The 25,752-nt window shown below is 63.0% G+C and carries 24 protein-coding genes; 15 read left to right on the top strand and 9 right to left on the bottom strand.

Annotation, left to right across the window (positions count from 1 at the left end):
• Nucleotides 1-144 precede the first annotated feature (144 nt).
• The 4 genes from EPN59_RS13675 to EPN59_RS13660 all read left to right on the top strand — a co-directional run bounded on the left by EPN59_RS13675 (nucleotide 145) and on the right by EPN59_RS13660 (nucleotide 4,682).
• Nucleotides 145-711 (top strand): sugar dehydrogenase complex small subunit, encoded by a 567-nt coding sequence (locus EPN59_RS13675; protein WP_293043115.1) that lies wholly within the window; start codon nucleotides 145-147, stop codon nucleotides 709-711.
• A gap of 67 nt (nucleotides 712-778) precedes the next feature.
• Nucleotides 779-2,380, top strand: a complete 1,602-nt coding sequence (locus tag EPN59_RS13670) for a GMC family oxidoreductase (protein WP_293043113.1) — start codon at nucleotides 779-781, stop codon at nucleotides 2,378-2,380.
• 23 nt (nucleotides 2,381-2,403) lie between these two features.
• Nucleotides 2,404-3,846 carry a cytochrome c gene (locus tag EPN59_RS13665; RefSeq protein WP_293046182.1) on the top strand — a complete coding sequence of 481 codons (1,443 nt, stop codon included), beginning with the start codon at nucleotides 2,404-2,406 and terminating at the stop codon, nucleotides 3,844-3,846.
• Between the two features lie 101 nt (nucleotides 3,847-3,947).
• Nucleotides 3,948-4,682: a metallophosphoesterase gene (locus EPN59_RS13660; RefSeq protein WP_293046179.1), complete on the top strand. Its 735-nt coding sequence runs from the start codon at nucleotides 3,948-3,950 to the stop codon at nucleotides 4,680-4,682.
• 16 nt (nucleotides 4,683-4,698) lie between these two features.
• Here EPN59_RS13660 and EPN59_RS13655 read toward each other — a convergent pair whose 3' ends face one another.
• The 4 genes from EPN59_RS13655 to EPN59_RS13640 form a co-directional block, all read right to left on the bottom strand.
• Nucleotides 4,699-5,400 carry an RES family NAD+ phosphorylase gene (locus EPN59_RS13655; RefSeq protein ID WP_293037974.1) on the bottom strand — a complete coding sequence of 234 codons (702 nt, stop codon included), beginning with the start codon at nucleotides 5,398-5,400 and terminating at the stop codon, nucleotides 4,699-4,701.
• Nucleotides 5,397-5,759: an MbcA/ParS/Xre antitoxin family protein gene (locus EPN59_RS13650; protein ID WP_363928563.1), complete on the bottom strand. Its 363-nt coding sequence runs from the start codon at nucleotides 5,757-5,759 to the stop codon at nucleotides 5,397-5,399. The genes EPN59_RS13655 and EPN59_RS13650 overlap by 4 nt, the downstream gene beginning before the upstream one ends.
• Nucleotides 5,760-5,889: 130 nt before the next feature.
• Entirely contained in the window at nucleotides 5,890-6,372 is a 483-nt protein-coding gene (locus EPN59_RS13645) for a hypothetical protein (protein WP_293037968.1), read from the bottom strand.
• Nucleotides 6,373-6,646: 274 nt separating this feature from the next.
• Nucleotides 6,647-6,865, bottom strand: a complete 219-nt coding sequence (locus EPN59_RS13640; RefSeq protein ID WP_293037965.1) for a YdcH family protein — start codon at nucleotides 6,863-6,865, stop codon at nucleotides 6,647-6,649.
• Between the two features lie 264 nt (nucleotides 6,866-7,129).
• On the opposite strand from EPN59_RS13640, the gene EPN59_RS13635 reads away from it, so the two are divergent.
• Complete coding sequence (locus EPN59_RS13635; RefSeq protein ID WP_293037961.1) at nucleotides 7,130-8,722, top strand: CHAD domain-containing protein; 1,593 nt, start codon at nucleotides 7,130-7,132, stop codon at nucleotides 8,720-8,722.
• Between the two features lie 9 nt (nucleotides 8,723-8,731).
• Here the strand turns inward: EPN59_RS13635 and EPN59_RS13630 are convergent, their stop codons facing one another.
• Nucleotides 8,732-9,436, bottom strand: coding sequence for a phosphatase PAP2 family protein (locus tag EPN59_RS13630; RefSeq protein WP_293037958.1), 705 nt, complete (start codon nucleotides 9,434-9,436; stop codon nucleotides 8,732-8,734).
• 307 nt (nucleotides 9,437-9,743) lie between these two features.
• Between EPN59_RS13630 and EPN59_RS13625 the strand changes: the two genes are divergently transcribed.
• The 8 genes from EPN59_RS13625 (at nucleotide 9,744) to EPN59_RS13590 (ending at nucleotide 17,510) form a co-directional block, all read left to right on the top strand.
• Nucleotides 9,744-10,961: a PHB depolymerase family esterase gene (locus EPN59_RS13625; RefSeq protein WP_293037986.1), complete on the top strand. Its 1,218-nt coding sequence runs from the start codon at nucleotides 9,744-9,746 to the stop codon at nucleotides 10,959-10,961.
• Nucleotides 10,962-11,104: 143 nt separating this feature from the next.
• Complete coding sequence (locus tag EPN59_RS13620; RefSeq protein WP_293037955.1) at nucleotides 11,105-12,061, top strand: LysR family transcriptional regulator; 957 nt, start codon at nucleotides 11,105-11,107, stop codon at nucleotides 12,059-12,061.
• 206 nt (nucleotides 12,062-12,267) lie between these two features.
• Nucleotides 12,268-13,194, top strand: a complete 927-nt coding sequence (locus EPN59_RS13615; RefSeq protein ID WP_293037952.1) for a TauD/TfdA family dioxygenase — start codon at nucleotides 12,268-12,270, stop codon at nucleotides 13,192-13,194.
• A complete protein-coding gene (locus EPN59_RS13610; RefSeq protein ID WP_293046176.1) occupies nucleotides 13,191-14,666 on the top strand; it encodes an AMP-binding protein in 1,476 nt (491 codons plus the stop codon). The genes EPN59_RS13615 and EPN59_RS13610 overlap by 4 nt, the downstream gene beginning before the upstream one ends.
• 13 nt (nucleotides 14,667-14,679) lie before the next feature.
• The gene (locus tag EPN59_RS13605) at nucleotides 14,680-15,306 is read left to right on the top strand and encodes a thermostable hemolysin (protein ID WP_293037946.1); all 627 of its coding nucleotides are present in this window, start codon (nucleotides 14,680-14,682) and stop codon (nucleotides 15,304-15,306) included.
• A 57-nt stretch (nucleotides 15,307-15,363) separates the two neighbouring features.
• Complete coding sequence (locus tag EPN59_RS13600; RefSeq protein ID WP_293037943.1) at nucleotides 15,364-16,554, top strand: multidrug effflux MFS transporter; 1,191 nt, start codon at nucleotides 15,364-15,366, stop codon at nucleotides 16,552-16,554.
• Entirely contained in the window at nucleotides 16,551-16,979 is a 429-nt protein-coding gene (locus EPN59_RS13595) for a DoxX family membrane protein (RefSeq protein ID WP_293037940.1), read from the top strand. Before EPN59_RS13600 ends, EPN59_RS13595 begins: the two co-directional genes overlap by 4 nt.
• Before the next feature lie 354 nt (nucleotides 16,980-17,333).
• Nucleotides 17,334-17,510, top strand: a complete 177-nt coding sequence (locus EPN59_RS13590) for a DUF3563 family protein (RefSeq protein WP_293037938.1) — start codon at nucleotides 17,334-17,336, stop codon at nucleotides 17,508-17,510.
• Nucleotides 17,511-17,591: 81 nt separating this feature from the next.
• On the opposite strand, the gene EPN59_RS13585 is transcribed toward EPN59_RS13590, so the two are convergent.
• The 3 genes from EPN59_RS13585 to EPN59_RS13575 form a co-directional block, all read right to left on the bottom strand.
• Nucleotides 17,592-18,383, bottom strand: a complete 792-nt coding sequence (locus EPN59_RS13585; protein WP_293037936.1) for a BPSS1780 family membrane protein — start codon at nucleotides 18,381-18,383, stop codon at nucleotides 17,592-17,594.
• Nucleotides 18,374-19,378, bottom strand: a complete 1,005-nt coding sequence (locus tag EPN59_RS13580; protein WP_293037933.1) for a homoserine kinase — start codon at nucleotides 19,376-19,378, stop codon at nucleotides 18,374-18,376. Before EPN59_RS13580 ends, EPN59_RS13585 begins: the two co-directional genes overlap by 10 nt.
• 266 nt (nucleotides 19,379-19,644) lie before the next feature.
• The gene (locus EPN59_RS13575; protein ID WP_293037930.1) at nucleotides 19,645-20,037 is read right to left on the bottom strand and encodes a hypothetical protein; all 393 of its coding nucleotides are present in this window, start codon (nucleotides 20,035-20,037) and stop codon (nucleotides 19,645-19,647) included.
• A 207-nt stretch (nucleotides 20,038-20,244) separates the two neighbouring features.
• On the opposite strand from EPN59_RS13575, the gene EPN59_RS13570 reads away from it, so the two are divergent.
• Nucleotides 20,245-21,771: an AMP nucleosidase gene (locus tag EPN59_RS13570; protein ID WP_293037928.1), complete on the top strand. Its 1,527-nt coding sequence runs from the start codon at nucleotides 20,245-20,247 to the stop codon at nucleotides 21,769-21,771.
• Nucleotides 21,772-22,094: 323 nt separating this feature from the next.
• On the opposite strand, the gene EPN59_RS13565 is transcribed toward EPN59_RS13570, so the two are convergent.
• Nucleotides 22,095-22,859 carry a TIGR00730 family Rossman fold protein gene (locus tag EPN59_RS13565; protein WP_293037925.1) on the bottom strand — a complete coding sequence of 255 codons (765 nt, stop codon included), beginning with the start codon at nucleotides 22,857-22,859 and terminating at the stop codon, nucleotides 22,095-22,097.
• 1 nt (nucleotide 22,860) lies between these two features.
• Between EPN59_RS13565 and polA the strand changes: the two genes are divergently transcribed.
• Nucleotides 22,861-25,695, top strand: a complete 2,835-nt coding sequence (gene polA / locus EPN59_RS13560; RefSeq protein ID WP_363928562.1) for a DNA polymerase I — start codon at nucleotides 22,861-22,863, stop codon at nucleotides 25,693-25,695.
• Nucleotides 25,696-25,752 lie beyond the last annotated feature (57 nt).

Genomic DNA, 25,752 nt, shown 5'->3' with positions numbered 1-25,752 from the left:
ACGTCGCGCGACACGATTGCAAATCTCGTCTACATTGCACTGCATTCAGCCGCAATATTTGCCGCAGTATTCATCGCCGTATTCATCGCGGTATTCATTTCGTCCGCTGCATCCGTATCGCCACGAAACTCATCGGGAGTACCCATGACAGATGTGACGCAGGACGGGACACCCCAACCTTCGGGCGCACGGCCTGGCCGCCGGCAGTTCGTGATCGGCGCCTGCGCCGCTGCCGCAGCGCTTGCTTTCACGATGGCCGGTCGCGGCGGCCTGCCCTTCGGCATCGACCGCGTATTCGCGGCGCAGCCCGGCGACGGCGGCTACGACGCCTTTATCGTGCTCTCGCAGCACCTGACCGGTCGCACAAGCTACGACCAGCTGCTCGCGCAGCGCGTCTACGCCGCGCTTGCGAGCGCGAGCAGCCAGTTCGGGCAGAACGTAGTTGCGCTCAATACGTGGATCGGAAGCCATGGCGGTGTGCCGTCCGATACCGTGACAGCAGCGCTTCAGGGTGAACGGCCCGAACTCGCGGCGACGGTCGGCGACATCATGCGCGCGTGGTATCTCGGCCTCGTCGGCGAATTGCCGCATGTTCAGGTGGTGGCTTACGAAAAGGCGCTGATGTTCGATCCGGTCGGCGATGTGCTGACGATTCCATCGTATTGCCGCGACGTGCCGTTCTATTGGACGCGCAAGCCCGACGGCGGCTAGATAAGGGTGCAGCGGTGTTGCATCAAACGCAGTCCGCACAACGAGAGCCTGAAAAAAGAGGACGACAATGGCAACACAGCATTCCGCCGACGTGGTCGTGGTCGGTTCGGGCGTGGCGGGCAGTCTGGTCGCGCATCAGATGGCCGAGGCCGGTGCTTCGGTGCTGCTGCTCGAAGCGGGCCCGCGGCTCGCGCGCTGGCAGATCGTCGAGAATTTCCGGAATTCGCCTGCGAAAGCCGACTTCGCGACGCCGTATCCTTCGGTGCCCTACGCGCCGCATCCCGAGTATTCGCCGCCGAACGACTATCTGATCCAGAAGGGCGACCACCCATACAACTCGCAATATCTGCGGCTCGTAGGCGGCACGACGTGGCACTGGGCTGCCGCAGCGTGGCGTCTGCTGCCCTCCGACTTTCGTCTGAAAACGCTGTACGGCGTGGGCCGCGACTGGCCGTATCCCTATGAGCAGCTGGAGCCGTGGTATCAGCTTGCCGAGGTCGAACTGGGTGTCTCGGGACCCGGCGCGCCGTACGATCTCGGCTCGCCGCGCTCGCGGCCCTACCCGATGACCATGCTGCCGCTCTCGTACATGGACCAGCGCTTCTCCGACGTGCTCAACGCCAACGGTTTTCACGTCGTGCCCGAACCGGTTGCGCGCAACAGCCGGCCCTACGATGCGCGCCCCACTTGCTGCGGCAACAACAACTGCATGCCGATCTGTCCGATCGCCGCGATGTACAGCGGCGTGATCCATGCCGACAAGGCCGAGCGCGCAGGCGCGAAGCTCATCACGCAGGCGGTGGTCTATCGCATCGAGGCCGACAACAAAGGGCTCATCACCGCGGTTCACTACAAGGACCCACAAGGCAACAGCACGCGCGTGTCGGGCAAGCTCTTCGTACTCGCCGCAAACGGCATCGAAACGCCCAAGCTCATGCTGATGTCGACGAGCGAGCGGTTTGCGCACGGCATCGGCAACCGTTCCGATCAGGTGGGGCGCAATCTGATGGATCATCCGGGCACGGGCGTCACGTTTCTCGCCAACGAACCGCTATGGCCCGGACGCGGCCCGATGGAAATGACCTCGGTCGTGAACTTCCGCGACGGTGCGTTCCGCGCCGACTACGCATCGAAAAAGCTGCATCTGTCGAACGGCGTGAACACGATGGCGGTGACGGCGGCGCTCATCAAGGGCGGCCTGACCGGCGCCGAACTCGACCGCCAGATTCGCGAGCGCACGTCGCGCAGACTCGCGATCAACAGCTTCCACGAGCATCTGCCCGAGCCGCAGAACCGCGTGCTGCCTTCGAGCGATCACAAGGACGCGCTCGGCATTCCGCGGCCCGAGATCTACTACTCGATCAACGACTACGTGAAAAAGAGCGCGGCGCACACGCACGATCTGTATGCGCAGATCGCCGAACTGTTCGGCGGCACCGAAATCGCATTCGACGACACCTTCGCGCCGAACAACCACATCATGGGCACGACGATCATGGGGACGAGCGCCGCCGATTCGGTTGTCGACGCCGACTGCCGCACCCACGACCACCCGAACCTGTTTATCGCGAGCAGCGCGGTGATGCCGGGCGCGGCATCGGTGAACTGCACGCTGACGCTTGCCGCGCTGTCGCTGAAACTCGCCGACAAGCTGCGGCGCGAACTGTGATGCTCACCGGCCGGAGAATGACGATGATCGAACGAGCGTTCCAGTCCGTGCATACCGGCGCGCCCACGATCCGTATGCGCCGCCCGCACCGCACACGCTCCGCGCTCGCAGCCACGGTTTTCTGCGCGTTCGCGCTTTATATCGCGTGGCACGCGTCGCATGACGGGCCGTCGCGCTTCATCGACGAAGCGCCGCTGACTGCCGCGCTCGGCAAGGCGCCGGGCGGCCAGCCAGGCACAGCGGCGGCTATTGCCGCTGCGGGCGCTGCGGACGCCCTCGACCTCGTGAAGCGCGGCGAATACCTCACGCGCCTCGGCGATTGCATCGCGTGCCACACGTCCGACAAGCGTCGCCCGCTCGCTGGCGGCCTTGCGATCCAGACGCCCTTCGGCAAGATCTACTCGCCGAACATCACGCCCGATCCGGATACGGGCATCGGCCGCTGGTCCAACACCGACTTCCTGCGCGCGATGCACGAAGGCATCGGTAAAGGCGGCGAGCGGCTTTATCCGGCGTTCCCGTACGTCGAGTTCACGCGCGTGACCGAGCGGGACGTGCTTGCGATCCGCGCGTACCTGAACACCGTCGCGCCGGTCCGCTACACGCCGCCGCGCAACGAACTGCGCTTCCCGTTCAATCAGCGCTGGCTGATGATTTTCTGGAACCTCTTCAACTTCGACGAAGGGCGCTTCGTGCCCGACTCGACGAAGAGCGCCGAATACAACCGCGGCGCTTATCTCGTCAAGGGGCTCGCGCATTGCGAGGAGTGCCACACGCCGCGCAACTTCATGCAGGGTTTGAAGCAGCGCAACCGCTTTTCGGGGGCGGTGCAGGCGGGCTGGCAGGCGTACAACATCACGCCCGACCGCACGGGCGGCATCGGCGCCTGGCCGGCTGGCGCGCTTGCCGCGTATCTCCTGACCGGGGCCGCCAGCGGCCACGCGAACGCCGCAGGCCCGATGGCCGAAGTCGTGCAGAACTCGACGCAATATCTCACCGAAGAAGACGCGCATTCGATCGTGACGTACCTGAGCGCGCAGCAGGCTATTTCCGGCGGCGTGACGCGTTCGCGCGACACCTGGGGCCAGCCCGCCATCAACGACGTGACGGCGCTGCGCGGCACGCCGGTCACGACCGTGAACGGCGCGCAGCTCTTCATTGCGAACTGCGCGAGCTGTCACCACTGGACGGGCGCGGGCGTCGGTGCGAGCGCGCCGGGCGCGTATCCGTCGCTGATCCACAACAGCGCGACGGGCGCGGCAAACGCGGGCAACCTGGCGATGGTCATCCTGCACGGCGTCACGCGCGCGACGAAGAACGCGGATGTGCTGATGCCCGCCTTCGGCAGCGAACTCACCAACGAGCAGATCGCCGCGATCTCGAACTACGTGACGCAACAGTTCGGCAATCCGCGCGCGGCCATCACGGCGGCCCAGGTCGGCGTGCTGCGCGCAACGCCGCAGTAAGGGCGCGCAGTAAAGGCGCGCAGCCATGTGTGGCGCATGCGAGGACGGCCAGCGCGGGACGTCGCGCGTACGGGCGCCATGGGCGGGACTATGATGAGCACATGACACACGCTTCCGTTCCTGTCGTGCAGCACCACGCAAGCAATCGTGAAGGCCGCGATTTTGTGATCGGCGACCTGCACGGCTGCGTCGATGCGCTGCGCTATCTGTTGCGCGAGGCGCAGTTCGACGCCGCGCGCGACCGGCTCTTTTCGGTGGGCGACCTCGTCGATCGCGGCGACCAGTGCGAGGAGGCGCTCGGCCTCGTCGGCAAGCCGTGGTTCTTTCCAGTGCTCGGCAATCACGAAGATGCGATGTGCGCCGTCGCAGAAGGCCGTCTGCCGCGCTACCGCTGGTACAGCATCGGCGGCACCTGGGCCGAAGGGCTGCCCGAAGGCGAACTCGTGCGCCATGCGCAGCGGCTGCGCCAGTTGCCGCTCGTGCGCGTGGTCGGCGTGGGCGATGCGCGGTTCAACGTGCTGCACGCGGAGTTCTTCGGCAACGACGACGACCTCGACGCGGGCCGCATCGACGATGCCGTGCGCGAGCGGATGCTGTGGGGCCGCGAACTCGTGCTCGGCATGGTCAAGCCGCCGAAGCGCGCACTCTCGCTCACGTACTGCGGGCATACGCCCGTGCGCGACGTGCAGCAGATCGGCGCGCAGATGTTCATCGACACCGGCGCGTTTATCGCGCAAGGCCGGCTCACGATGGTCGAGGCATTGACGCCGCGGCGCTGGTCGGTTTCGACGCTTGAGGCGCGCGAGCGCGGCGCGGCGGGCTACGCGTTGCCCTGAGCGCGTGTTTCAGGCGTCAGACGATACGGTTCAGCTCGAACACCATGTCGATGGTGTGCCCGTTCCAGTTGTATTCCAGATACGCCGCGTGATGGCACGCGTGCACGAGCGACGTGCGCAGCGCGGCGAGACATTCGCCGCCCGCATCGCGCACCGAAGGGTACGCGATGCCGGGTGCTCCGGCCTCGCGCACGGCGCGGCCGAGCGCCTGGCCTGCCGCATAGTCGGTCGGCGAGAGGACGGCGGGATCGAGTGCGGGCTCGCCGCGCAGATCGACGACGTCGCCCTCGGCCGCGACGGTGTAGAGGCGCATCTGCTGGCGCAGCGGCGGCTCGTCGGTCGCGGCGAGAAAGCGCGCCGAGTGATAGCGCGTCTCCGCGATGGCCGTTGTGCGCGAGCGCGCGCAATAGAACACGCCATACGTGCCGTCCGAAAAGCGGCTGCCCTGCGGATTCAGATGCGTGAACGCCGCCATGATCGGGCCAAAGCCGGGCCCGAAGCGGCGCTCTTCGCGCGGCACGAGATCGAGTTCGCCGGTTTCGGTGCGCAGACGGTCGTTGGTGAGCGCTTCGAGCGCGTAGAGGGCGTCGAAATCCTCGGGCGACGCCACGCGGTCGAACAGGTTCACGGCGGGAAAGCGTGTGGGAATCACCCGGTACGCGGGCGTCCACGCGAGCGGCGCGCTGCGCCAGCGGTCCTGCCAGGCCGATTGCGTCACGCCCAGCCGCCCCGCATCGCATCGAGGTACTGACGCACGGCCACGAGATCGCTGATATTGCCGGCCAGCATGCGGTCGAGCGCGCGCCGGCCGCCGAACGGCGGCGCGCTGTTGGGCCGCTTGACCCACGCGTCGGCGGCGGAAGGTTGCGGCAGCAGGATCTGCAGCGCCTTGTAGATGCCGAGCAGCAGCGACAGACGCTCGAGCGTATCGCGGTTCAGGCGTGCGCTTTCCGGTGCCTGCTTCCACTTGAAGAACGTCGAGCGGCCTGGCGAGCCGAGCAGCACGATCTGCTCGTCGGCGCTCAGATCCCAGTCGTGTGCGATCTTGAAGAAGGCGCGCAGACCGGCGGCGGACATTTCCGTGAATGTGGGTTCGGCGTGTGGTCGTCGGGCGGGCGCGGCCGACGAGGCGGCATACGCGTGCGTCATGATTGAGTCCTAATATGAACTATTTGTAAATGTTAGTCCATATATGGATTATTGCAAGTTATGGTTGGGTATAATCGCCACCCGGTATTGAGCAGTCATTCAGCAGTAAACGCGACGAGTGTTCGGGAGGTGCGGCATGCGGGCGGTAGCAGTGTTGGTTGCGGCAATGTGGGTATCGACGGCAGCGGTTGCTGCCGGTCAGGTCAAAGAGGTATGGAATCCGCCGGAGGCGCGCCACGTTTCGTTGCACGCCGGGAAGCAAGGCGGGCAGGCGCATACCGCGCGCACGGCACATGCGCGGCACAGCGGTGCGCAGGCTGTCGCGCACGGGGATCACGGTCATGGCGGCAAGGCGGGCCATCACGCGACGGTTAAAACGCATGCTTTGGCGCGACATGTCCAGCCAGCGATGACGGCACGGCACGCCGGGTCTCACGCCAGCGCAGCGCATGCGTCGGCACAACACGCTCATCGAGCCCACGCCGTCGCGGCGCACTCGACCCGGCAGGCCGCGCTTGCGAATCCGGCCCATTCCGCGCATGTACGCGCTTCCACCGGCAGCATGGCGAAGCATGCGCGTACGAAGCCCGCTGTGGCGCATCCGGCGCCGCGTCCCAGGCTGATGGTGCAGGCGGCTCCCGCTGCGGCGGCTACGCCGCAGCACGCGGCCATGCCGCAGTCGATACAGCCGATGCAGCAGACGCAGTCGACTCAGCCAATGCAGTCGACGCCGTCGCAGTCCATGCCGCCGATTCTTCGCTGACGCGACGGCGTCGCGACCCGTCGGCGGCGATGCGCGCGCGACACGCCGTGGCTCAGTCGTTCGAGGTTTTTCGCAGGATCTGGTAGATCGAATCCTTGAGCTGGAGCTTTTCTTTTTTCAGGTGCTCGATCGTCAAGCCGTCGGCAGGCACGAGACCCGCTTCCATGTTCTTGATCTGCTGATCCAGCTCGTTGTGGCGCTCGAAAGCCCGTGCGAAATGCTCATCCTCGTTTTTGAGGCGCGATATCAAATCTCTGAATTCAGGAAACACTCGCCACTCCTTAGAAATGTCCGAATGATCGGGAATATGGTCTAAACATTCTTTCACCGTCGCCGTCTGGCTCAATTGATAATAGTCAAGATGCGCGGGGGCGGATGAATGAGTGCGTGCACGACGCGAGCCCGCGGACGTGGTTTTGCCGGTGCGCCGTATAATTTCGGGGACAGTAGCGCGGCTTGTCGCCGTTTCACTGTTTTTTTTGTACCTTATTTTCTGGCGCCTTGATTTACCCGCTTTTCCGTCACCGGAGCGTCCATGGTTCGCGTTCTCGAGATTGTGCTGGATATTGTTTATCCAGCAGCTTGCAACGAGTCAGTCGACACCCGGCATCCCGGCGACCGAATTGAGGCGGTGCTGGCGAGAGACCTGGCTGCTGCGCTGCCGCAACTTGTCGCGCTATCGGCCGAACGGGAATGCGTGACGGCAGTCACGTTCGATCGCAACGCAGCATTGGCTCGCGCAGGCTGGCGCGTTGCCGTCGAGACGCGCAGCGACGGCAATCGGGTCGTCGTATCGAACTGCCGGATCACAACGCCGGGCATTACCGTGCGCACCCCCGTTTTCGACGCACCGCTCGATGCGAACGGATTCGCCCTTGCATCGCTCGACGCCGCACCGGAGCCGTTTCGGCATGCGCTCGCCGCAGCGGGCGAGCCCGCGCCAGCGGCGGCGCTGTGCGGCGAGCGTTGCCGCTGGCAGTGGACGCGCGACGGCATCGAGGTCGAACTCGTGCTCGATGCGGGCCTTCACGATCCGAACCAGCCGCCCGACGAAACCCAGTGTCTGCACGAGCTTCGCGTGCGTGCGCCGTGGCCCGAAGAGGCCGACGCCGCGCCGGTCGTCGACGCATTGTTCGCCTGTGCGCACGACCTCGTCGATGCGGCGCCTGTAAGCTTGCCGGCCTTCGTCCGGATAAACGATGCGCTCGACCGTGTGGCCGCGGGCTGCCTCGTCGGCGATGGCGATGCGGTGCATGCCGAGCCGGTCGATCTGGGCGATGTGGACACGGCGCAGGGCGCGCTCGTTGCGATTGCACGCAACATCACGAACCAGTGGCTCGGCAACGATGCGGGCGTGCGCGATTCGGCGAAAACCGAGTTCATCCATCAGATGCGCGTCTCGCAACGGCGGTTGCGTACGGCGCTGCGGATCTTTTCGGGCTGGCAGGACGACGCATGGGCCACGCGCCTCATGCCCGATCTGAAGTGGCTGGGGAGCATGCTGGGCGACGCGCGTGATCGCGACGTATTCGTCGATTCGACGTTGCCCGCGCTGGCGGCTGCCGATACCGAGGCCGCGCGCTGGGACGCCTTGCATGCGCAAGCCGACGCGATGCGCCTCGCGGCACGAGCGCGTGCGCGCGCGGCGCTGGCTTCGCCGCGTTACGCGCACCTCACGCTGGCGTGGCTGCAATGGCTCGCGGCGTTCGCGCAGCGCCGGGGTGAAGGCGAAGCACACGCCCGCTCGCTGCATAAACATGCGGCAAAACAGGTGCGCCGGTATTACGCTCGTCTCGCCGGAATGCAGAAGCTCACGGCGATTGACGAAGCGAGCCGCCATCGCGTGCGCATCAACGCGAAGTATCTGCGCTACGCGCTCGAGTTTTTCGCGCCGATCACGTCACGCCGCACGCGCACCGAGACGACGCGCACGCTGGCGCGGCTGCAGGCCGTGCTCGGCGACGGCAACGACGCGGTGGTCGCCCTGCGCTTTCTTGAAGCGATGGATGTCGAGCCGTATCAGCTCGGCTTTGCACGCGGCTGGTGCGAAGCGGTCAAGCGCTGCTCCGCGAAGGAAGGCGAGCGGCTGCTGCACGAACTGCGCAAACCGAAAGTCCAGGGCGGCTGAGTGCTGCCCTCAGGCGGCATTGCGATGCGTGGGCAGCGAGAGCGTGTTGCGGGTCTGTGAGACCGGCGAAGCGGGCGCGCGCGGCGCGCGGTTGGATTTCCAGCGGGCGCGCACATAGGGTCGCTCATGACCCGAAACGGTCAGCGCGAGATGCGTGACCCAGCGGTGTGTCGGCACGCGCACGTCGTGCAGCGCGAACGTCAGTGCGACAAGACTCAGCGCGACGGCCGCCGCCGAAAGACGTCCCGACTGCGCAGCCCACCAGTAGCGAACGAACGTGAGCGCCGTCACGGCGCCGACGAGGCATCCGGTGACGGCCTCGGACGGCGAATGCGCGTCCAGCACGACGCGCGAGAATCCCACCACAACGCCTACTGCGAGGCCAATCAGCACGCCCGCGACCCGCAGCGGTGCGCGCGCGCCTTGCAGCATCAGGAAAAACGCCACCGGATAGACGGCCGTGGACAGCATGGCGTGCCCGCTGACGCCCGTGAAATCGAGATCGCGTACGCCCACGCCCCAGCCGAGAAACGCGATCTTGGTGACCATGACGAGACCGACGGACGCGCCGATCAGCAGCAGCCAGCTTGCGGCCATGCGCCAGGAATAGCCTGCGGCGAGCCAGAGCGCGATAGCGACCGCGAGCGGCAGCGTGAGGCCCGCGCCGCCGAGGTTCGTGATCGCATACCACAGGTGAAGGGGTAAATCCGGCATGACTTGGCGCAGCGACGGTGCATTGAAAAAGCGTGATACCCGGTTAACGCGCGGACGGCCCGGCGGGCAGACACGCACATTGCATAGATTTTCAGTATAGCGGCGCGTGACGGACACGGCTGAACCCTTATCCGTGCGGCCTGTCGGTGCGCTGCACGATCCCGGCGCCTGGTTTTCTCCAGCCGATCTGCAGTGTCGGCGGTTTAGTGCTATTGTGCGATGCACCATAACGCAGTGTGACGAACTGACACATAGCACCAGACCCAGCACTAGACCCCACATCAGACCCCTTCAAGGGAGGCCGATGATGACGAAAGATCTGTCGAAACTGTTAGCGGGTGGCCTGCGACGTTTGTTCGCCATCCAGAGCCGGATTGCCCACGAGGCTGCGCGCGGGGTGCGCCGACACGCGCTGCACGCCAAGGCGCCGCGACGGGCTGCGCAAACCGCGGTGGCCGACGCAGTGAGCGAGGCCGCCAGCCAGGCAGCCAGTGAGGCCGCCGCATCAACATACACGGAACCTGAGCACGTGGTACGGCCCGTGCGCCAGTCGCGCGTGGGCCCGCGTGCAGCCGCCTGGGCTGCGGGCGAATGGCGCCGTGCCGAACACACGGTTACGGCGACGCCACAACGCGCGTCGCGCGCGCTGCCGTACGGCCTCTATCTGCCAGCGGGCCATGCTGCGGCGGGACTGCCGCTCGTTGTCATGCTGCACGGCTGCAGGCAGTCGATGGACGCGTTCGCCGAGGGCACGCGCATGAATCTTCTTGCCGACCTGCACGGTTTCGCGGTGGTCTACCCGGAGCAGTCCGCACTTGTCCACCCGCACCAGTGCTGGCACTGGTATGACGCACGCGACGAGGCGGGCGGCGGGGAGGCGGCGGCGGTCGTTTCGCTTGTCGATGCACTTGTCGATGAACACGGCTTCGACGGCTCGCGCGTCTATCTCGCGGGCCTCTCGGCGGGCGCAGGGCTCGCCGCGCTGCTGGCGGTGCGCGCACCCGAGCGGTTCGCGGCGGTCGCGCTGCATTCGGGACCGGCATTCGGCGAGGCGCGTTCGGGCGTCGGCGCGCTCGATGTCATGCGGCGCGGGCTGTATCAGGATCCGGTGGAGCTGCTGGAGCGGCAGCTCGGCGACGAGGCGCACCCGGGCATGCCGGCGATTGTCGTGCAGGGTGAGGACGATGGCGTGGTCGCGCCGATCAACGCCGAGCAGCTCACGGCGCAGTTCCTCCGGCTCAACGGCCTGGCCGACGCGCGTGGCGTCAGGCCCGGCGTTGCCTCGCACGAAGCCGCGAGCGATGGGCACATCGTGCAGGACTACGCGCGCCGTGGCGAGAGCGTCGTGCGCTTATGCCGTGTGGCGAATCTCGATCATGCGTGGAGCGGCGGCGACGATACGGTGCCCTTCCATTCGGCAACGGGCCCGGATGCCAGCATGATGATCTGGAGCTTCTTCAAAAACCATCGCCGCGATGCGGCCAATGACGTCTTTTGCGGTCAGCTGGCCAGGGGGGCAGGTTAGGTGTTGCTTATGCAAGTCATCAACGAAGCGTGAGCAGATAACGGCAGCGCCAAGGGATAGCGACGCAACATGAATATCGAGGCGCTGCTTGACTCTTGGCGGGCGAGGCAAAAGCACTCCGAGGCACAACATGACCAGGAAATATGCTCAACAGTAACGTATTGCGCCAGCTCGATCTGCAGGACGTGATGGTGTTCTTGTGTCTGTATGAACACAAAAGCGCACGCCGCACCGCTGAAGTCATGAGCATCAGCCAGCCCACCGTTAGCTATTGCCTGAAGCGGTTGCGCAATTGCTTTCACGACGTGCTCTTCGTCGTTGATCACGGCAGCCTCGTTGCGACGCCAAAGTCAGAGGCTATCGAACCCTACCTGCGCAACGTGATCGATGCGGTGAATCATTGCGCAGAAATGGATGATGACCAGGTGGTCGCGACAGCACGCCGCGTGATACGTGTATGCGCACCGGAATACTTCGAATTGTTGTTGTTGCCAGGTGTGCTTGAGTCGTTCATGAAGCGTGGCTGCGAAACATCGCTGATCGTGGATCGACTCGGCCGCGAACTGCCTGTCGAACGGCTTCTGGCCGGTGAAATCGATTTCGCTATCGGCTTCGGCCCGGGCTATCATCGGCTGCATCCCGACCTGCAATGGGAGTCCGTCCTTTCTGATACGTTTTTGTGTCTGACAGCTTCGCGCAAGATAGTACCGTCAACGCGTGTGTCGCTCGACGAATTTTGCGACATGAGCCACGTGTTTCCGACGCCGTGGATATCAGAGCGCAACATGATTGACGGCTGGCTCGAAAAACTTGGCCGATCGCGCAACATAGTCGCGCGGGCGAACACTTACCAAGCCTGCCTGAACATTGTCACGCGGCTGCCGGTTGTGATGACATTGCCGCGGCGCCTGATTCCATACCTGTCAATCCCCGAGACCGTGCATGTTTGCGACGCACCGCTCGGATTTCCGAACTTTACGCTGGATGTCATCTGGTCGAGCCGGACGGAAAAGAACCCAGACATCCGAACCATGCTGGCATTGTTCAAGGATCTCGCGAGCGCGAATGCGCTTGATCTAGACGAATCGCCTCACGCCTGACCGAAGCCTGTAAGCGGCTTACGGCCCCACATAATCGATCCGGCGATTACTCGTAAGGAGGCAAAGAGGGTCTCATTTCCTTGTCCTAAACAAATTTCATGTCCCCATTTAAATTCTAAAACGGTGCGCCCAGTCTTGTCGGTAGATTGGTCGCGTTCGACGAGGCCACGTATCGAACGCCAAACTAACCACCCCGAGGGGCAAACATGATGGATGTTGACGCAGTCATTGCGCCAGTTCAGCGTAAACCTTTACCGCGTTTCGGCTTTGAGTTGATCGAAAGCCTCGTGCCAGGTCAGAAGGCGATCGACCTTGTCGATACCGAACAGTTGTACGAGCAGCTCGCCCATTCGGGCGCCGTTATCTATCGCAACTTCGCAGACACACTCGAAGATTTCAACCGTTTCGTCGGTCAGCATTCGGCGCGTGTCACGTTTGATCCGGCCCGCAAGACTTCGACGGAAAACACGGCGGAGATTGACGCTGGCCAGCTTGAAATGGGACTTCACCGTGAAAACGGTAACTTGCCGTTTACGCCCGATCTGCAATGGTTCTACTGCCTTGAGCCTACCCGTGTCGGCTCCGAGACGACGATCTGCGATGGGCAACGCGTGTTGCACGAACTGACGCCGGCAGTGCGTCGCCTGTTTGAGCAATGTCAGATCAAGTATGTGCGCCGTATTCCCTGGCCGAACGTGCAGCGCTTCCTGAGCATCGAATTGCAGGTACCGGCCCATGAAGTGAACGACTCGCACCTGGATGTCGTCAACCAGCATGTTCGTGGCCAGCACTACTGTCGTCTCGATCAGTTCCTGGTGTTGTCCGAGCGCGTGACGGACGCGATCACGACGAGTTGTTTCTCCGGTCGTCGTGCCTTCTGTAATTCGCTTCTGGGCCCGAGCGTTAACTATGAGCCGCCGATGATCACGTGGGCAGATGGAACCGACATCGATTTCGAGGTGTGGGACGAAATCAAGGACGTGACTGCCCGCTACACGTACGACCTGTTCTGGAACAAAGGCGATATCGTTGTGATTGACAACAGCCGCGTGATGCACGGTCGCCGTCGCCTTGCGGGCACGGATCGCCGCATCTTCGGCGCGCAAAGCTATCGCAAGGGGGGCATCGCATGATCAGCGCACTCCTCGAACGTCACTTCGCCGAAGCACCGAACCGCATTGTCGTGCGGGAGATTGAGGGCCGCGAATATTCACTTGATGAACTGCGCGCGGACGTCACGCGCATCGTGACCACGTTGCAGGAGGTGTATGGCGATTGCAGCGGCCTCGTGTTCGGGATCGCTGCGCGCTCCAGCTATGCCTGGATTGCGACGATGCTTGCGATCTTCCGCGTGAAAGCGGTACTGCTGCCGGTGCCGATTGAGTTCTCCGACGAGCAGATCGGCAGCCTGCTGCACAAGGCCACGGCGATCTTTACACAGGACGAGCAAACCACCGCTCGCATAGGTGCGATCCTGCCGGGCATCGCGTGCATCGACGCTGCGAGCGTGCGCAGCGAATGGCCGGGGGTGGGCGTGCGCACCGGCGAGCGCATCGAGCGTGGAATCTGCGGGATTATCCATACATCAGGTACGACGTCGAAGCCGAAAGGCGTGAAGATTCGCGACGAGGCTGTCGGTTTGCTCGTGGCTAGCGTGCTGAGGCGCGTGCCGCCAGGCCCGCTCGACTACCTGTCGATCGTGCCGATGAGCCTGCTGATCGAACAGGTGCTCGGCGTGTTCCTGCCGATACTATCCGGCGGTTCGCTGACGCTAATGCCGCCAAACTACGCCGAGTATGGTGCGCACAGCGGCAACGCACGTGACTACCTGGACCTGATCGCTCGCGTCGATCCGAATTTCCTGTACCTTCCGCCGAAGCTGCTTGAGGAGGCGGATGTGTTGCTCGAGTCGATGGACGTGACGAGCCTCTTTGGCCGCCGCAATCCGCACATCATCACGGGTGGCGCGAAGATTCCGGCCACGGTGCTTGAATCGCTCGACAAGCGCGGCGTGCAGATCTACGAGGCGTACGGGCTCAGTGAAAACAGCTCGATCATCTCGCTGAACTACCCAGGACATCGCCGCATCGGCTCGGCTGGGACGCTGCTCGACGGCATCATGCCAGTGATCGTCGACGGCGAACTGCGGGTGCGCACGCCGACACTCTGCGCGGGTTACTACAATTCGGACGACACGTCATGCGAACTCACCGATGGTTACCTGCACACGGGTGACATCGCCGAATTCGTCGATGGCTTCCTGTACATCACCGGTCGCAAGAAGCACGTGATCATCCTGTCAACGGCGCGCAATATCTCGCCGGAGTGGGTGGAGACGGTTTACAAGGAAAGCACGCTGATCGACGACATCGTGGTGTTCGGCGAAGGGCGCGAAGAGCCGGCGGCGATTGTGCTGTCCGCGCACGACGAAATTGCGGTGCGCAACGAAATGGCGCGGCTTGAACCGCGACTCGCCGATTTTGCGCGGGTGCGGCGGGTCAGGGTGGTGCCTGACATTGAGCGCTTCCGCGAGGACTATTACACAGTCACCGGGCGGCCACGCCGCCAGTTGATCGAGCGCGATTACGCGGCGTCGCTGTACTGACCGGGAGCTTAACGTGCATATCGTACGGACCTTCCATCCAGGCCATTCCGCCTATCGCCAGATACAGCTCGCGGTCGCGCAGCATTACTTTCAGGCACACGGCGCGCGTCCGGAGCCTCGTCCAGACCAGTTCTGGTGCCTGACCGATCGCGCGATGTCCTTGCCCGGATATGCGTGCGTGGGACTCAGTTGGGGTGACAGCGCCCCGTTGTTCTCCGAGCATTACCTCGACGAATCACTCACGCGTCTTTACGGGTTGTCGCGCGCGGAACTTGTTGAACTCGGGCAGTTTTCGTCGTTCGCCTCGAAGGGCGCGGGACGTTACTTGATGGCGAGTGTGTTTCGCACGCTCGCGCAGCATCACTACCGGTACGTGCTGATGACGGCGACGGAGCGGGTGCGCCACATCCTGCAGTCGTTGCAGATTTCGTACGACGATCTTGGCCGAGCATGCGTGAGCCGTGTGCGTGACGTGCATGTTGACTGGGGTACGTACTACGACAACTCGCCACGAGTCGTTATGGTGAAGATCGACGACATCGCCTCGCGCGGCGATTTACTGGTGTGGAGCCCGCTTGACGACACGTCGTCGACTCGAAGATCACCGAGGCAGGCCGCGCTTGCCGAAAGCGGTTATTGATCCCGGCGGGCCGTACGTATTTGTGTCGGCCTGTCCTGTCATTTCTAGTACATCACCATGTCTGATTCGAACCGATACGAAAACTTCCTCATGTTGTTGGCACCACTAATAAATAGTGTCGGTGGGATTGCGATTGATCTCTATGCGCCGAGCATCCCGGCCATCGGTCAAGAGCTAAACGTTGCTCCGAGCATGATGCAGAACACAATCACAATTACGCTTGTGTTCTATGCGATTGGCCAGCTCGTGTTTGGCATATTGGCCGACTGGTGGGGCCGTCGCCCGTCAGTGCTCTTCGGCCTGGCACTCTTCATCGCTGGTAGCGCGGTCGCGGTGGCTGCGGCGTCGTTCGAGGCGCTAATGGTTGGGCGAGCAATTCAGGGCTTTGCGATCGGCTCCTGCCAGGTCGTGGCCAGAGCCGTTCTCGTCGACAGGCTGACGGGTGACCGCTTACGCGCCGCAATCGTCTATCTCAGTCTCGCGTTCGGCCTCGGCCCTGTGATCGCCCCGTACATTGGCGGGCACGTGCAGGAGTTGGCCGGCTGGCGCTGGAACTTCGTCGTCTACTGCGGTTACGGCCTCATCGTGCTGTCGTTTGCATTCGTAGGACTGCGAGAGACGTTGCTGCCCGAATTGCGGCGCGCACCGCAGCAAACGATCGCGGGCTATCGTGAGATCCTGTCCGATCCGAATTTTCTGTCGGCCATTGCGATACTCGGTATGAGCTTTTCGGCGTTCCTGATGTGGAACGTAATCGGGCCGTACATCGTGCAATTCCGCTTGGGGCATTCCGCGTCGTACTTCGGAGAGACGGCGCTTGGCGTTGGGTTGTGCTATCTCGGCGGCACGACGCTGAACAGGACACTGATCCGGCGATACAGGGGCGAGCAGTTGATGCGTGGCGGCATCGTAATATTTGCCCTCGGGGTAGCATGTGTGGCCTCGAGCGGCGGTGAGCTTATACTGCCGACCGCACTTGGCGGGATCATGCTGATCGCGTTTGCCCAGGGCTTTATCTTCTCGAACGCGATGGCCCGGTCGATGGCGTTGTTCCCCGACCGCGCAGGTGCTGCCGCGAGCCTGCAAGGGTGCCTGATGCTCGCGCTCGGTTCAATCGTGTCGGGAGGCGTCAGTACCCTTCTAATCGAGACAAATGCAGCTATGGCCGTCATGTTCGCCTGCCTGCTAGGCGTGACTATGGTTAGTTTTCGTCAACTGAGCCGCGTACACCCGCAGGTGGTGCGATGAAAACCGGCGCTGCGCTTGCGTTGAGGCTCGTGCTCGGCGCATTCTGGATCTGGACAGGATTAACCAAGGTTGTTGGTCACTTCGATGCTGGACCGTTTCTTACTGCCGCGATTTCACACTCGACTGTGGCCCCCGAGGCCGTGCGGCTCATACTTGTTGGCGCGATTGGGCATATTGGGCTGCCGCATATCGCTCTGGTTAATGTTGCGGTTCCGTGGCTCGAACTAGGCGCAGGGCTGTTGATCCTGCTTGGTGTTGGAACCGTATGGGGAGTCGTGGTAACGGCCGCAATGTCAGCGTTGTTTCTAATGTGTGGTGCAATAAGTGCCAACCCACTTCTGCTCTTCGGTACGGTACTACTTGCGATATTGCACGGACATGCTCGCATTTTCACTCTTCGTGCGTTGTATTCACCCACCGCATGAAATTGCGGCAGCTCATGTCGGCGCGCTTGGCAAACCAGTTGAGCGACATTACGACGCAGCAAGTGGCGGCCGATACCAGAATCGGCGCGGCAGGACCGCTTCGACAGCAGCAAGAGATAGTTCGAATACGGGAATCCATGGTTCTCGCGCCGCCCACAATTCGTTACTGATTTTTCGTCCTGCCATGTCGCCAGGATATGGCGTCCATAGGTTGATGTCCAGGTGGCGTTAGCGATTCTTGGCGCCACCCGACTCGATGCGACATTCGGCTACAGCCCGTGAAGATGATTAGGGTTTACCCTATAATCACTTCATCCACTGTCAGCGAATGTCTTTTCGAAACGGAGCTGAATCATGTATCTGCTGAGCCGTCTTTTCCTCTTCCTCACGAACTCTGCCGACGCTATGCAAAAGGCGCGCGAAGAGGCCTACCTTGCTGAAGCGATCGATATCTACGATCTCGAGTTTCGCTTGCGCGAAATCGATCGCGAGAAGACGGTGCGTCATCCGGCCTGGATGGGGCAGCGCTGATTCCAGCGTGCCGACCGCGAGTGAAGCATCACAAAAGATTGGCTGAAACCACATAACCGTAAGGCCATGTGGTTTTTCTTTTCACGCGTTTTCCGTGTTTTCCGTTTCCTGTACGCCGAAGCAGCCGCGATAGGTCGCGTAAAACGAGCAATACATCATCGTCAACAGGACGATGAGCGCGGGCATCAGCAGGGCGACGCCGTATTCGCTCGCACCGAGTGCACTCAGCAGCAGCGAAAGCCCCACCGAAATGCCGATCGACACCGCCATCCACAACGCCCCGTACACGACGAAGGCGCCCTTGTTGCGCCAGCAGCTCACCACGCTGAAGAACATCGCTTTGACGGGCGGCACGTCGTGCCATGCCGTCAGCACGGGCGCGAACCAGAACATCATCGCCACCGGCACGTAGATCACCAGTGATGCGAGCAGTGCGAGCGGCGCACCGCTGTTCTCGAACGAATCGCTGCCCGTCGAACCGCCGACGGTCATCAACTGCAGCAGCGTGCCGCCGTCCACGAGCGCCGACGCCGCGAGCACGAGCAGCATCGCCACCACGTAGACGCCGCCGAGCGCGAAGAGGCGCTTCGTGACCGTCGTGCCGTAGGCGCGGAAGCCGTCGACGAGAATCGTCGGAAAGAACGGCTTGCCCGCGATCGTGTCGCGGCAGGCCGCCATGAAGCCGACCGCCACGCCCGGCACGAGGACGAGCGGCAGCACGCCGCCCACCACCGGGATCGCGGAGATGAGCGTCATCCCCAGCAGATAGGTGAAAAACAGCGTGAGGAACGCGAGCGGGTTGCGGCGGAACAGCCAGATACCCTGGCGGAACCAGACATAGCCCGTTTTCGCGGGAACTTCGATCAGTTGCATGAGCCTTGTTCTGCGTGAAGGGCGTCGGCGGCATCGTTCGCGCGGCGCTCGCGCAGGATGCGTTCGAAGTGGCCGGGATCGTGCGGCTTGAGCAGCTCCGCCGAGCGCGGCAGGTAGAAATCATACAGGCGCGACACCCAGAAGCGGTACGCACCTGCGCGCAGCATGTCGCTCCAGTGGCGGACTTCGGCCGCCGTGAACGGGCGCACCGTCTGGTAGGCGCGCAGCAGCGCCTCGGCGCGCGCGCGATCCAGCTGGCCCGTCGCGAGATCCACGCACCAGTCGTTCACCGTGACGGCCACGTCGAACAGCCACTTGTCGCAGCCCGCAAAATAGAAATCGAAGAAGCCGCCGAGTCGCACTTCGTGGCCCGGCGCCGGATGCGCGTGCGCGAACAGCACGTTGTCGCGGAAAAGATCGCAGTGGCACGGGCCGCCCGGCATCTGCGCATAGTCCGCCGAGGCGAAGAACGCCTGTTGATGCGCAAGCTCGCTCGTGAGCAGGTCGCGCTGCGCTTCGTCGAGGAACGGCAGCACCGTCGGCACGGTCTCTTCCCACCATTCCAGGCTGCGCAGATTCGGCTGATCGCCTTTGAAATCGCGCCCGGCGAGGTGCATGCGCGCGAGCATCTGGCCCACTTCGACGCAATGTTCCACACCCGGCGCGAGTTCGGGCGCGCCTTCCAGCTTCGTCACGATTGCCGCGGGCTTGCCCTGCAGCGGGCCGAAGAGGGCGCCGTCGGTGCGCGGCATGGGGTCTGGCACCGGGACGCGGTGCGACGCCAGGTGGCGCATCAGGTCGAGGTAGAACGGCAACTGGTCCGCGGACAGCTTTTCGAAGATCGTCAGGACGTACTCGCCGCGCGTCGTCGTCAGGAAGAAATTACTGTTTTCGATGCCGGACTGGATGCCGCGCAATTCGACCACGTCGCCGAGATCGTAGTCGCGCAGCCATTGGGCAAGCTGGGTTTCGGTGACAGCGGTGAAGACGGCCATGCGAGAAATGTGTTGGTTGCGTGGTCGGGCGGCCGGCCTACGCGGGTGCGGCCGGTGTTTTATCGGGCTTTCGGCAGAATTCGGGCTGGTCTGCCGGCGCTACATGGCATCCAGCCCGCACCGCGCGCTTGTGGCTCGAATTCGTGGTTCGAATTCATGCCTCGAACTCGCGGCCAGACATCACAGTTTGAGTGCGCAGCGAATCCGCAGCGCGGCGAAATGCGCGCCGTCTGCCTGCGCCGGGCGCGCGCAGACGGCGTTGCGGATCAGTAGCGCAGGTTGATCGACGGCAGCCGCGTGCTGGGCGTGCCGTTCGGGCGCACCTGCGGCGACGTGTCGGCGGGCGCGCTCATCGTGTAGCGCGTGCCGAAGTTCGAGTGCACGTTGATTTCGACGGGCTTGCCCTTGTCGCGATATTCGGTGATTTCGGTGCCGGTGGGACTCACTTCGTGGAAGCTCGGCCGGCGCGGAACGTTGACGTCGACCTTCGAGGTGACCTCGGCAGCCGGCCGGTTGATCGCGGCGAGGTTCGGCAGACCCGCCCGCTCGTTGGCGGACTGGGCCTCGACGGCGGTTTTCGCGTCGTCGGCGGGCGCGGCCATGGCGAACCCGCTGAACGCGAGTGTCGCCGCAGCAGCGATGAGAAGGAGCGACTTCATGATGATCGGTGTTTCTCCGGTTTGATAGCTCGATTCTAGCAAATCCCGCCGCCGCGACCCACGGCGACTCCGGCGTCGGCCGCGGGTCGATCCGGGGGGGTGACCAACGCCGTACCGCGCCGGCCAGCCTGACGTTGCCGCGAGGGGCACAGCAAGAATGCCCGGGTTCCGTGGTAAGGTGGTCCGACCGATTGGAGGCGAATGACGATGAACAACGATACCAATCTGCGGCCGCTGATGTTGCCCGCATACGATTTCCCGACGGGGTCTTACGAGGACGCTGCCGATGCGGTGGCACGGCTCTCGACGATCTATGAGGCGAACACGTCGTTTCTGCGCGATGCGTTCGCGCGCTACCGCCGCGGCGAAGTGCTGGAGCGCCGCGTGCGCGCGTGCTATCCGTTCGTGCGCGTTCGCACTGAAGTGAACACCCATGTCGATTCGCGCCGTTCGTACGGTTTCGTGGCGGGCCCGGGCATCTTTGAAACGACGATCACGCGGCCGGACCTGTTCGGCGACTACTATCGCGAACAACTGCGGTTGCTGACGAAGAACCATCGTGTGTCGATCGACGTGGGCGTGTCGGATCAGCCGATTCCCATTCACTTTGCGTTTGCCGAGGGCATCCACCTCGAAGGCGAACTCGATCGCGAGCACCTCGTGGCCATGCGCGACGTGTTCGATACACCCGACCTCGCGCAGCTCGACGACCGGATCGTCAACGGCACCTTCGAACCGGGGCCGGGCGAGCCGCATCCGCTTGCGCTCTTCACGGCGCCGCGCGTGGATTTTTCGCTGCATCGGCTGAAGCACTACACGGCGACGTCGCCCACGCATTGCCAGAATTACGTGCTCTACACGAATTACCAGTTTTACATCGACGAATTCGTGAAGCTCGGGCGCGCGATGATGGCACGCACCGACGACGCCGATCTGTGCAGCTATCGCAGCGAATACACGTCGTTCGTGGAGCCCGGCGACGTGGTGACGTACAACGCCAATCTCGGCGAACAGGAACACGAGGGCATGCCTGCCGTGCGCCTGCCGCAGATGCCGGCGTATCACCTCAAGCGCGCGGATGGCAGCGGCATCACGATGATCAACATCGGCGTGGGGCCGTCGAACGCGAAGACGATCACCGATCACATCGCGGTGCTGCGCCCGCACGCCTGGATCATGCTCGGCCACTGCGCGGGGCTGCGCAACACGCAGCGGCTTGGCGACTACGTGCTCGCGCACGGCTACGTGCGCGAGGATCATGTGCTAGATGCGGATCTGCCGCTGTGGGTGCCGATTCCCGCGCTCGCGGAAGTGCAGGTGGCGCTGGAGCGCGCGGTGGCCCAGGTCACGCAGCTCGACGGCCCTGAACTCAAGCGCGTGATGCGCACGGGCACGGTGGCGAGCGTCGATAACCGCAACTGGGAATTGCGCGATCACCGCGAACCGGTGCTGCGTCTTTCGCAGAGCCGTGCGATTGCGCTCGACATGGAAAGTGCGACGATCGCGGCGAATGGATTTCGCTTTCGCGTGCCGTACGGCACGTTGTTGTGCGTCTCCGATAAACCGCTGCACGGCGAATTGAAGCTGCCCGGCATGGCCGATTCGTTTTATCGCGCTCAGGTGGACCAGCATCTGCAGATCGGCGTGAAGGCGATGGAGATCTTGCGTACCAATGGATTGCATAAGCTGCACAGTCGCAAATTGCGCAGCTTTGCTGAGGTGGCGTTTCAGTAGGAATCTTTTTGCTGGCGGGTGCTTGCGGGCGGCAGTGAGTCTGTCCAACGCCTGCGCGGCGTCGCTACCGCGCAGGCACTTTTGATCTCAAGCCTCCGTTTAAATCATTCCGCGGCAACCGCATGCTCAAGCAGAACTCCTGGAGGGGCATGTTGAGATACAAGGCTTGGCAATACCCTCGCATAAGGGTCGGCCAAGCCGCTCATTAAGTCACTGATCTTCCAATGTGACCTGAAATTACAGCCCTCTACACGCATCACGCGCTCGCTTGCCCCGCTGCGCGCGCGGCATGGCTCTGCGCCATGTCGCGGTGAATCGCAAGCTTAGAGATAGAACATCCGGTCTTCGTCGGGATCGGTGTGCGTACGCCGTTCTTTTTCGCTCTCTTCGCCTTCTTCTCCGGTGTCCTCGTAAAACTTGAGCACCGTTTCGAGCACTTCGTCCGGATCGTCGGTCACGTGCATCAGATCCATGTCTTCAGGATTGATGAGGCCCATCGGCACGAGCGCCGAACGGAACCAGGCAAGCAGGCCTTTCCAGAACTCCGCGCCCACCAGAATGATGGGAACGTGCCGCGATTTTTTCGTCTGGATCAGCGTGAGCACTTCGGCGAGTTCGTCAAGCGTGCCGAAGCCGCCCGGCATCACGATCACCGCATCGGAGTTTTTGACGAACGTAACTTTGCGCGTGAAGAAATGGCGGAATCGCAACGAGATGTCCTGCCATTGATTGCCCGATTGCTCGTGCGGCAATTCGATGTTCAGGCCAACGGAAGGCGACTTGCCCGCGTGCGCGCCCTGGTTGGCTGCTTCCATGATGCCAGGGCCGCCGCCGGAGATCACGGCGAAGCCTGCGTCGGACACTTTTCGCGCAATTTGTGTCGCGAGCTGGTAGTACTCCGAGTCCGGTTTCAGACGTGCGGAACCGTAGATGCTGACTGCCGGACGGATCTCGGACAGATACTCGGTTGCCTCGATAAACTCTGCCATAATCGTGAACATCTGCCACGATGCGCGCGCCTTTTTGGCCGTTGCGCGCTCTTGATCTGCGAGTGAACGCAGACTCGGAATCACTTTTCTCTTGTCCATAATGCCTGAAGAACTTCGCGTGGAAACCAAGCTACAAACTGAACTGGAAGGAAAGACCCTGCTGCTGGTCGATGGTTCTAGCTATCTCTATCGGGCCTACCATGCGATGCCGGATCTGCGCGGTCCTGACGGCGAACCGACGGGTGCGCTATACGGGATCATCAACATGCTGCGCCGTATGCGCAAGGAGGTTACGGCAGAGTATAGCGCGTGCGTGTTCGATGCCAAGGGCAAGACGTTTCGTGATGACTGGTATGCCGACTACAAGGCGAACCGTCCTTCCATGCCCGAGCCGCTCGCTGCGCAAATCGAGCCCATTCACGTGGCCGTGCGCGCGCTCGGCTGGCCGTTGCTGATGGTGGACGGCGTCGAAGCCGACGACGTGATCGGCACGCTCGCGCGCGAAGCGGAAAAGCGCGGCATGAAAGTGATCGTGTCGACCGGCGACAAGGATCTCGCGCAGCTCGTGACCGACCGCGTCACGCTCATCAATACGATGACGAATGAAACGCTCGATCGCGAAGGCGTGATTGCGAAGTTCGGCGTGCCGCCCGAGCGCATCGTCGATTATCTTTCGCTGATCGGCGACACCGTCGACAACGTGCCTGGCGTGAACAAGTGCGGCCCGAAGACGGCGGTCAAGTGGCTCACGGAATACGGCACGCTCGACGGCATCGTCGAACATGCAGCCGAAATCAAGGGCGCCGTGGGCGGTTATCTGCGCGATGCGCTTGCGTTTCTGCCGATGGCGAAGCAACTCGTTACCGTGGCGACCGAGTGCGATCTTTCAAAGCACATCGAGTCGCTCGGCGGTTCGCTCGCCACGCGCGCCGAAGCGCGCGACGAATTGCTCGACATCTTTACGCGCCATGGTTTCAAGACCTGGACGCGCGAATTGACCGAAGCTCGCGCGAACGACGCCGCACCCGCTGCGGCGAGCGCGAACGCGAATGTGAACCAGCGTGAAGCGCGTGAACCGCGCGAAGCCGAAGTGCAGCCCGCGCTGATGCTCGACGCGCCGCGGCATTACGAAACCATCCAGACGTGGGATCAGTTCGATGCATGGCTGAAGAAAATCGAGGCGGCCGGCCTTACCGCGTTCGACACGGAAACCACGGCGCTCGATCCCATGGTCGCGAAGCTGGTGGGGATGTCGTTCGCAACGGAGCCGGGGCACGCCGCGTATTTGCCGCTCGCGCATCGCGGGCCGGACATGCCCGGGCAACTGCCGCTCGCCGACGTGCTCGCGCGACTCAAGCCGTGGTTCGAAGGCGATCAGTACAAGAAAGTCGGCCAGCACATGAAGTACGACGAGCAGGTGCTCGCGAACTACGGCATTGCGTTGAACGGCGTCGAGCACGACACGATGCTCGAATCGTACGTGCTCGAATCGCACCGCAGTCACGATATGGACAGCCTCGCGTTGCGCCATCTCGGCATCAAAACAATCAAATACGAAGAGGTTGCGGGCAAGGGTGCGCAGCAGATCGGCTTCGACGAAGTGCCGCTCGATAAAGCTGCGGAGTATTCGGCTGAAGACGCCGATATCACGCTGCAGTTGCATCTCGCGCTTTATCCGCAGATTGCGCAGGACAAAGGAACCGACACGGGGCTCGACTACGTGTATCGCGAGATCGAGATGCCGACTTCGCGCGTGCTGCGCCAGATGGAGCGCAACGGCGTGCTGATCGATACGGAGCGGCTCGACAAGCAGAGCGCCGAAATCGCAGTGCGGCTCGTCGAACTCGAACAGGAAGCCTACGCGCTCGCGGGCGGCGAATTCAACCTCGGTTCGCCCAAGCAGATCGGCCAGATATTCTTTGAAAAGCTGCAATTGCCGGTTGTGAAGAAGACGCCGAGCGGTGCGCCGTCCACCGACGAAGAAGTGCTGCAAAAGCTCGCCGAAGACTATCCGCTGCCGAAGCTGCTGCTTGAACATCGCGGGCTGTCCAAGCTGAAGTCCACGTACACCGACAAACTGCCGCGCATGGTCAACGCGCAAACGGGCCGGGTTCACACGAATTACGCGCAGGCCGTGGCGGTGACGGGGCGGCTCGCATCGAACGATCCGAATCTGCAGAACATTCCGGTTCGCACGGGCGAAGGGCGGCGCATCCGCGAGGCGTTCATCGCGCCGCCGGGGCACAAGATCGTATCCGCCGACTATTCGCAGATCGAGCTGCGCATCATGGCGCACATCTCGGGCGACGCGTCGCTGCTCGCCGCATTTGCGCGCGGCGACGACATTCACCGCGCGACGGCTTCCGAGGTGTTCGGCGTCACGCCGATCGAAGTGAGCGCCGACCAGCGCCGCATCGCCAAAGTCATCAATTTCGGCCTGATTTACGGCATGAGCGCATTCGGGCTCGCGTCGAATCTCGGCATCACGCGCGACGCGGCGAAGCTTTATATCGACCGTTATTTCGCGCGCTATCCGGGCGTTGCGCGCTACATGGACGAGACGCGCATGGACGCGAAATCGCGCGGCTATGTCGAAACGGTGTTCGGCCGGCGCCTGTGGCTGCCCGAGATCAACGGCGGCAATGGCCCGCGCCGCCAGGCTGCGGAGCGCGCCGCGATCAATGCGCCGATGCAGGGCACGGCGGCAGACCTCATCAAGCTGTCGATGATCGCAGTCGAGAAGTGGCTCGACGAAACCGGCATGCGCACGAAAATGATCATGCAGGTGCACGACGAACTGGTGCTCGAAGTCCCCGACGACGAGCTGGCCGAGGTGCGCAAGCGTCTGCCCGAACTGATGTGTTCGGTGGCGACGCTCAAGGTGCCGCTCGTCGCCGAAGTGGGCGTCGGCGCGAACTGGGAAGAAGCGCACTGATTACGCTCGCCGTGCCGCGCTTTTAAGCGTCGCTTCAAGCCGCGATGCACGCGAATG

Origin of the sequence: Paraburkholderia sp. (genome assembly GCF_004298475.1) — a bacterium.
GTDB lineage: Bacteria > Pseudomonadota > Gammaproteobacteria > Burkholderiales > Burkholderiaceae > Paraburkholderia > Paraburkholderia denitrificans.
The sequence above is the reverse complement of the archived record's forward strand: the minus strand, read 5'-3'. Positions and strand labels throughout refer to the sequence as shown.